The organism is Parasphingomonas zepuensis (assembly GCF_036663735.1).
GTDB lineage: Bacteria > Pseudomonadota > Alphaproteobacteria > Sphingomonadales > Sphingomonadaceae > Sphingomonas.
The window spans coordinates 1-1,106 of sequence record NZ_JAXOJO010000070.1 but is presented as its reverse complement, the minus strand read 5'-3'; the positions used below and the strand labels follow the sequence as shown (position 1 = coordinate 1,106).

Here is a 1,106-nt window from a genome sequence, read left to right as displayed (position 1 = left end):
CTGCACGCTGCCCTTGCCCGCCAGATGTCCGGCACCCACCGCCACGAACACCGTCCCCGGCTGCGTCATCCGCGCCGCGACCCAATCGGCCCAGCGCGCATTGCGCCGCGCGATCAGCACCTCGGCGACTTCGGGCGAGGCCTCCGCCACGCGGTTCATCTCCGCCCCCACCGTTTCGGCATCGCCAGCACCCCAGGCACTGACGAACGCGTCGAGCCGCTTCGCCGCATCGGGCAGTTCCTTCACCGTCGCGTCCAGCATCGCACTCTGCGCCGCGCCCGATAGCCCGTCGAACAGCATCAACTGCCCCCGCGCCGATTCCAGCGCCTTGACTGGCTTGTCCGCTCCCGCCGCCGCCTCGGACAGGGTCGCCTCGACTCCGTCCGCCGCCCCGTAACCCGCCTTTGCCACCGCCAGCTGGCTCAGCGTCATCGCGGCCAGCCACGGCTCCTGCCGGTCGATCGCCCCGTCCGCCATGCCCAGCGCCTTCGCCGCTGCCTGCACCTCCGGCGAAAAGGGCGGCCCGCCGCGCGTCCCCAATTGCGCCGTCAGCGCCGCGATCGCCCCGGGATCGGGCTGCGCAATCTCCAGCACCACTTCGTCCGACGCATCGAACGCGGTGCGCACACCATCGTCGAACCAGCGCATCCCCGGCTTCATCACATGCACCGTGCCGAACAGATAGATCGTCGTGTCCGCATCCTTCACCACCCACAAGGCGGGATCGGCATCCTCTGCGAACAGCGAACATCCGGTCAACGTCAGGGCGGCGGCAAGCAACAGCGGCAGGGGGCGTTTGAACATGCATCATCCCCAAGCGCATCCATGACCCGCCCGTCAACCACATGGCCGTTAACCACCGCGCCCCACGACCATGTTGACCCTGCTTTCCCCCTGCGCCAAAGCGCCGGACAGCATGACCCAGCCCCTAAGCTTCCCCAATCCACTTAGTTTTCAGGGCATGATCCTGAAGCTCCACGATTACTGGAGCGAACGCGGCTGCCTGATCCTGCAGCCCTATGACATGCGCATGGGCGCTGGCACCTTCCACACCGCCACCACATTGCGCGCACTCGGCCCGGACCCGTGGAACGCTGCTTTCGTCC

At 67.8% G+C, this 1,106-nt stretch carries 2 protein-coding genes; one reads left to right on the top strand and one right to left on the bottom strand.

Annotated elements, in window-relative coordinates:
- The coding region (locus U1769_RS25310) for a TraB/GumN family protein (RefSeq protein ID WP_332720916.1) at positions 1–804 on the bottom strand (804 nt) is incomplete at its 3' end.
- A gap of 112 nt (positions 805–916) precedes the next feature.
- On the opposite strand from U1769_RS25310, the gene U1769_RS25305 reads away from it, so the two are divergent.
- The coding region (locus U1769_RS25305) for a glycine--tRNA ligase subunit alpha (protein ID WP_332720915.1) at positions 917–1,106 on the top strand (190 nt) is incomplete at its 3' end.